The organism is Micromonospora sp. NPDC051296, from assembly GCF_040682255.1.
Classification (GTDB): Bacteria; Actinomycetota; Actinomycetes; order Mycobacteriales; family Micromonosporaceae; genus Micromonospora; species Micromonospora craterilacus.
In genome coordinates, this window is the sequence record NZ_JBFBAO010000414.1 from 1 (window position 1) to 5666 (window position 5666).

The 5666-nt window shown below is 74.0% G+C and carries 5 protein-coding genes; 2 read left to right on the top strand and 3 right to left on the bottom strand.

The genetic code is table 11. From position 1 onward, the window contains the following. The coding region (locus AB0M52_RS29520; RefSeq protein ID WP_363960528.1) for a DUF2520 domain-containing protein at positions 1 to 913 on the bottom strand (913 nt) is incomplete at its 3' end. A gap of 140 nt (positions 914 to 1053) precedes the next feature. Here AB0M52_RS29520 and AB0M52_RS29525 point away from each other — a divergent pair. Both AB0M52_RS29525 and AB0M52_RS29530 read left to right on the top strand, forming a co-directional pair. Beyond that, the gene (locus AB0M52_RS29525) at positions 1054 to 2124 is read left to right on the top strand and encodes an SAM-dependent methyltransferase (RefSeq protein WP_363960531.1); all 1071 of its coding nucleotides are present in this window, start codon (positions 1054 to 1056) and stop codon (positions 2122 to 2124) included. A gap of 13 nt (positions 2125 to 2137) precedes the next feature. Then, positions 2138 to 3319, top strand: coding sequence for an NADH-quinone oxidoreductase subunit D (locus AB0M52_RS29530; protein WP_363960534.1), 1182 nt, complete (start codon positions 2138 to 2140; stop codon positions 3317 to 3319). Positions 3320 to 3337: 18 nt separating this feature from the next. Here the strand turns inward: AB0M52_RS29530 and AB0M52_RS29535 are convergent, their stop codons facing one another. Together AB0M52_RS29535 and AB0M52_RS29540 are read right to left on the bottom strand one after the other, a co-directional pair. Further along, complete coding sequence (locus tag AB0M52_RS29535; RefSeq protein ID WP_363960537.1) at positions 3338 to 5080, bottom strand: hypothetical protein; 1743 nt, start codon at positions 5078 to 5080, stop codon at positions 3338 to 3340. A 155-nt stretch (positions 5081 to 5235) separates the two neighbouring features. Next, the coding region (locus AB0M52_RS29540; RefSeq protein WP_363960540.1) for a glycine betaine ABC transporter substrate-binding protein at positions 5236 to 5666 on the bottom strand (431 nt) is incomplete at its 5' end.

A 5666-nucleotide genomic window follows, 5' to 3' on the forward strand; every position in this document is an offset into this window, starting at 1 on the left:
CGGCGTCGACCGGGCGTAGCCGGCCGGCGGCCACCGCCCGGTCCGCGGTGCGCCGGGCCAGCGCCAGGTAGGGGGCGACCGACTCCGGCGCGGTCGCGGCCAGCCGGGCCAGGTGCCGCTCGACGGTGCCGGCGTCGCCCCGGGACACCGGGCCGGTCAGCGCGTCGTCACCGAGGCGCAACGCGTTCTCCAGGGCGGCGTGCAGCAGTGGGCCGAGCACCTTCTCAGGCTGCCCCACCCCCGCGTCGCGCAGCCGGTCGGCCGCCTCGTTGACCAGGGTCACCAGGTGGTTCGCGCCATGCGCCAGCGCCGCGTGGTAGAGCGGCCGGTCGGCTTCCCCGATCCACTCCGGCACGCCGCCAAGGTCCGCCACCAGCCGGGCGGCCAGTGGACGCAACTCGGCCGGTGCGGTCACGCCGTACGAGATGCCGGGCAACCGGCCGAGGTCGTCGGGCGTACCGGTGAAGGTCATCGCGGGGTGCAGCGCCAGCGGACGCGCGCCGGCCGCGGTGGCCGGTGCCAGCACCGCCAGGCCGTGCGCCCCGGAGGTGTGCGCGATCACCTGGCCGGGGCGCAGCGCACCGTCGGCGGCCAGCCCGGCGACCACCCCGGCGAGCGCGTCGTCCGGTACGGCGATCAGCAGCAGGTCGGTGGCCGCCCGGGCGACCGCCGCGGCCGGGCGGCGGGAGGCGGTGGGTAGCAGCAGCGCCAGCCGGGCCCGGGACGCCCCGGATACCCCGGTGGCGGCGACCACACGGTGGCCGGCGGCGACGAGCGCGGCACCCAGGGTGGCACCGACGCGGCCGGCGCCGATGACGCCGACAGTGAGCACGGGAGCGGTGGCGACCTGGGCAGACGGCACGGTCGCGGGCCGCCGACGGGCGGCCGGGTGCGGGCGCAGCGGTGCGCTCATGTCACGATCCAGTCCTCGAGATGGGTACCGGTCGAGGGCAAGTATGCGTCGCCGACATGGATCCGAAACAAGGATGTGTGAAATCGTTCACCGCTCGCGCGAGCACCCCGCGGTGGCACCCCGGACACGAGGATGACCTGATGAAGTTGCCCTGGCGGGACGCGATGGAGCAGGCTCTCTACGGGCCCGGCGGCTTCTTCGTCGCGGGCACCGGGCCGGCGGCGAACTTCCGCACCAGCGTGCACGCCTCTCCGGTCTTCGCTCGGTCCCTGCTCCGCCTCATCACGCACGTCGACACGGCCCTCAACTTCCCCGACCCGTTCGACGTGGTGGACGTGGGAGCCGGGCGCGGGGAACTTCTTCGCGCGCTGTCCGCAGGGGTCACTCTTGGGGTTTCCGGCGAGCCCACCCGCTCGGGGCCGGCTCTTGGGTCGGACACCGCGCTGGTCCCGCTGGCCCAGCGGGTACGGTTCACCGCCGTCGAACTCGCCCCACGCCCCGGGGACCTACCCGAACAGATCAACTGGGCGGAAAAAATCCCCGCCGGGATCATCGGGCTGCTGATCGCCACCGAGTGGCTCGACAACGTCCCCCTCGACCTGGCCATCCACACCCCCGAAGGCTGGCACTACCTCCTGGTGGACCCGACGTCGGGCGCGGACACGACAGGTGGCCCGGTCAGCGAAGCGGACGCCGACTGGCTGAACACCTGGTGGCCCCTGCCGACGGACAGCGCTCCCACGACAGCGCGAGCAGAGATCGGGCGGACGAGAGATGAGGCGTGGGCCGATGCGGTGGGGCACGTCGACCGGGGGCTGGCGTTGGCCGTGGACTACGGGCATCTGCGCGGGGACCGGCCGGTCGACGGGTCGCTGACCGGGTACCGGGGCGGGCGGCAGGTGCCGCCGGTGCCGGACGGATCATGTGATGTCACGGCGCACGTCGCGATGGACTCGGTCGCCTCCGCCGGTGCGCGGGTCGGCCGGTGCGCGTACTTCCTGGGGTCGCAGCGGGAGGGGCTGCGGGCGCTCGGGGCCGACGGCGGGCGACCACCGCTGAGCCTGGCCGCCCGCGACCCGGCCGAATACGTGCGGGCGCTCGCCGAGGCGTCGGCGGTGGCCGAACTGACCGACCCGGCCGGGCTGGGTGGGCACTGGTGGCTGTGGCAGCCGGTCGGCCTGCCCGCCGACCGGCTGCCACTTCCGGCGTGATGTTCATGGCACGATGGCGGGCATGACCACGGGCGACCTGCGTGAGCTGACCGTCGGTACCGGCGCCGGGCTGGTGGCGGGCACCGGCGGGGAGCAGCTCGGCACGGACATGGTGCTCAACATCGGTCCACAGCATCCCTCCACGCACGGCGTGCTGCGGCTCAAGCTCGTCCTCGACGGCGAGCGGGTGTTGGCCGCCGAACCGGTCGTCGGCTACATGCACCGGGGCGCGGAGAAGCTGTTCGAGGTACGCGACTACCGGCAGATCATCGTGCTGGCCAACCGGCACGACTGGCTCTCGGCGTTCGCCAACGAGCTGGGCGTGGTGCTCGCCGTGGAACGGCTGATGGGCATGGAGGTGCCGGAACGGGCCACCTGGCTGCGGATGGCCCTGGCCGAGCTGAACCGGGTGCTGAACCACCTGATGTTCCTCGGCTCGTACCCGCTGGAGATCGGCGCGATCACCCCGATGTTCTACGCCTTCCGGGAGCGGGAGACCCTGCAGGCGGTGATGGAGGAGGTCTCCGGCGGGCGGATCCACTACATGTTCAACCGGGTCGGCGGGTTGAAGGAGGAGGTCCCGTCGGGATGGACCGGCCGGGCCCGCGCCGCGATCGGCGAGGTACGCCGCCGGATGCCCGACCTGGACAACCTGATCCGGCGCAACGAGATCTTCCTCGCCCGTACGATCGGCGTGGGCGTGCTCTCCGCCGCCGACGCCGCCGCGTTCGGCGCCTCCGGCCCCGTGGCCCGAGCCTCCGGTCTGGACCTGGACCTGCGCCGCGACGACCCGTACCTGGCCTACGACCAGCTCGACGTGCCGGTGGTCACCCGCACGACCGGCGACTGCCACGCCCGTTTCGAGGTGCTGCTCGACCAGGTGTACGCCTCACTCGACCTGGCCGAGCAGTGTCTGGACCGGGTCGACCGGCTCACCGGGCCGATCAACACCCGACTGCCGAAGGTGCTCAAGGCGCCCGAGGGGCACACCTACGCCTGGACGGAGAACCCGCTCGGCATCAACGGTTACTACCTGGTGTCCCGGGGCGAGAAGACGCCGTGGCGGCTCAAGCTGCGCACCGCGTCGTATGCGAACGTGCAGGCGCTGGCCACCCTGCTGCCCGGCTGCCTGGTCCCGGACCTGATCGCCATCCTCGGCTCGATGTTCTTCGTGGTCGGCGACATCGACAAGTGACCCGGTGAGTCCGGGCGATCAGCGCCAGCGGTTGGTGCCGTCGTGGGCCGGGTGGCCGTAGCCGGCCTCCTCGGCTTGGTGCCGCCGGCCGTACGGCTCCGGGTCGGGACGCTGCCCGCGCGCCGGCTCCGGCTGGTACCCGCGACCCGATTCAGGCTGGTATTCACGCTGGCGGGGTGGCCGCCACTCGTCCGGCACCGGGACCCCACCGGCCGGCAGCGCGGGGCGGTCCTCCGGCTCGCCCCAGCCGTCCCGCCACGCCTCATCGCGACCGGCCTCGCGCCGCGACTCGTCACGTCGTGGCTCGTCGCGCCGCACGCTGGCCCAGCGGTCCTCCACCCGGTACTCGGTGCCGGCGTGGTCCGCGTGCACCTCGGCGCGGCGCTCGCCGACCCGCAGCTCCCGTCCCCGGTCGTCGTCGCGTACGGCGGCCCAGCGGTCACCGGCACGCAGCTGCGCCCAGTACTGCCCGGTGTCGTCCGGCCGGGACGACCGGCCGGGCGGGGACTGTTCGGCGGCGGCCTCCCACTGCTGCCCCCCGTCGTCCCAGCCCCGCTCGTCGCGGGACGCACCCCAGTCGCGATCGTCCCGGTGTGCGGAGCGGTCATTCCGGTGAGCGGAGCGGTCATCGCGGTGGGCGGCCCGGTCGTCGCGCTGCGTGGACCAGTCCTCGCGCTGAACGGACCAGGGGCGCTCGTCCCGGGAATCCGACCAGGACCGTTCCTCGTCCCGGGCCGGGCCGGACCAGGAGCGTTCCTCCTCTCGGGCCGGCCCCGACCAGGAGCGGCCGTCGTCCCGGCGGGAGCGCTCGTCCGCGTCGGACCACGACCGGTCGTCGCGGTCCGCGCCATGATGACTTCGCGGGGGCTCCTCCTGCTGCGACGACCACGGGGTGGCGTAACCGCCGTACCGGGTGCCGGACTCGCCGACCCCGCCGTCCACAATGGTGTGCCGGGTGGTGACGTGCACGGTCTCGGTGTGCCGCACGACGCCGAGCGGACGCGGTGCCGGATCACCGGATCGGCCGTCGGGCTCGGGGCGGGCGGCCGAGCCGTAAACCCCGGCGGAGCCGGTGGCCGGGCGGTCACCGGCATAGCCTGCGGCGGGGCGTTCACCGCCGTATCCGGCGGATCCGGACGCCACTCGGTCACCGCCGTGTCCGGCTGCCGGGCGTTCAACGTCGTACCCGCCGGCTCGGCGGTCGTCGTACCCGTTGGCCGGGTGGTCGTCGTACCCGCTGGCCGGGCCGGTGCCGGGGCCGGCGGCCTGGGCCGTGCCGTAGACCCCGGCCTGGGCAGCGGGCCGCTCGGCGTAGCGCGCTGGTGCCTCCGATTCCGGCGCTGGCACCCGGGCACGCCCCGGGCCCGGCGGCTCCTCACCGCCGACCGGGCTGCCGCCACCGGCGTCGACCTGGCGGCGCAGGCCGGCCAGCGCCGTCTGGACCCGCTGGGCCTCGTCGAGTGCCTGGTTACCGCGCTGGGCGGCGGCCACGATCTCGCCACGCAGTTCCCGCCGCAGCTCGTCGATCTCCTCGCGCAGTTCCTCGGCGTGGGCCTCCCCGCCGCCCTCGGTACGCAACGCGATGGAGAGCCCGATCAGCACCACGGCCACGATGGCCAGCACCGCGGCGAACCGCAGCGGGCCGTTACCGTCGGCGACCAGCAGTATCAGCGCCGCCACCGGAGCCAGGGCCACACCGCCCCAGAAGAGGACGGTGAGTAGCTGCGGCTTGCGCGTGTCGGCGGGCACCGGGGCGGACATGGGTCCGCAGCCTACCGAGAGTTGCGTTACGTGGGAACGGCTCGGCGGCAGCTAGGCGGAGAGCTGTCGGCCACATCCCGGAACGGGTCGCCGAGCGGCAATGCAGCGGCGCCCCCGGCCAACTCGGCCGGGGGCGCCCGAAGGTGCCGCGATGCTCAGCCCTGCGCGTACGCCGCGTCGGTGGAGAAGACCAGGCCGACGCTGGTCGTGCCGTTACGCAGAGCGGTCTTGGTCAGCGGGCCGCCCCCGTCGAGCGAGGAGAACGAGCCCACCGCGAGCCCGTAGGTCTTCTCCAGGCCCGGCTTGCAGAACGGGCGCTCCTGGCACTCCGGGGGGCCGCCCAGCACCGTCGCCGTGCCCGAGCACTTCTCGGCCAACTCGGACAGGGTCCGCACGCCGTACTTCTCGGAGAACTCCTTGGTCACGGCGAAGGCGTTCTGATTCTGCGCCTTGGCCGGCGCGCCGAAGGTGACACCCACCTTCTCGCCGAGTCCACGCAGCGCGGTGACGGTGGCGTCCACGTCGGGCGAGGAGACCGGCTGGGCGGCCAGCACCGGCTCGACCACGTCGACGGTGCCGACATCCC

Coding starts and splice junctions, on each gene's coding strand:
- AB0M52_RS29535 (WP_363960537.1), bottom strand. CDS start 5,080: ATGTCCGCCCCGGTGCCCGCCGACACGCGCAAGCCGCAGCTACTCACC.
- AB0M52_RS29530 (WP_363960534.1), top strand. CDS start 2,138: ATGGCGGGCATGACCACGGGCGACCTGCGTGAGCTGACCGTCGGTACC.
- AB0M52_RS29525 (WP_363960531.1), top strand. CDS start 1,054: ATGAAGTTGCCCTGGCGGGACGCGATGGAGCAGGCTCTCTACGGGCCC.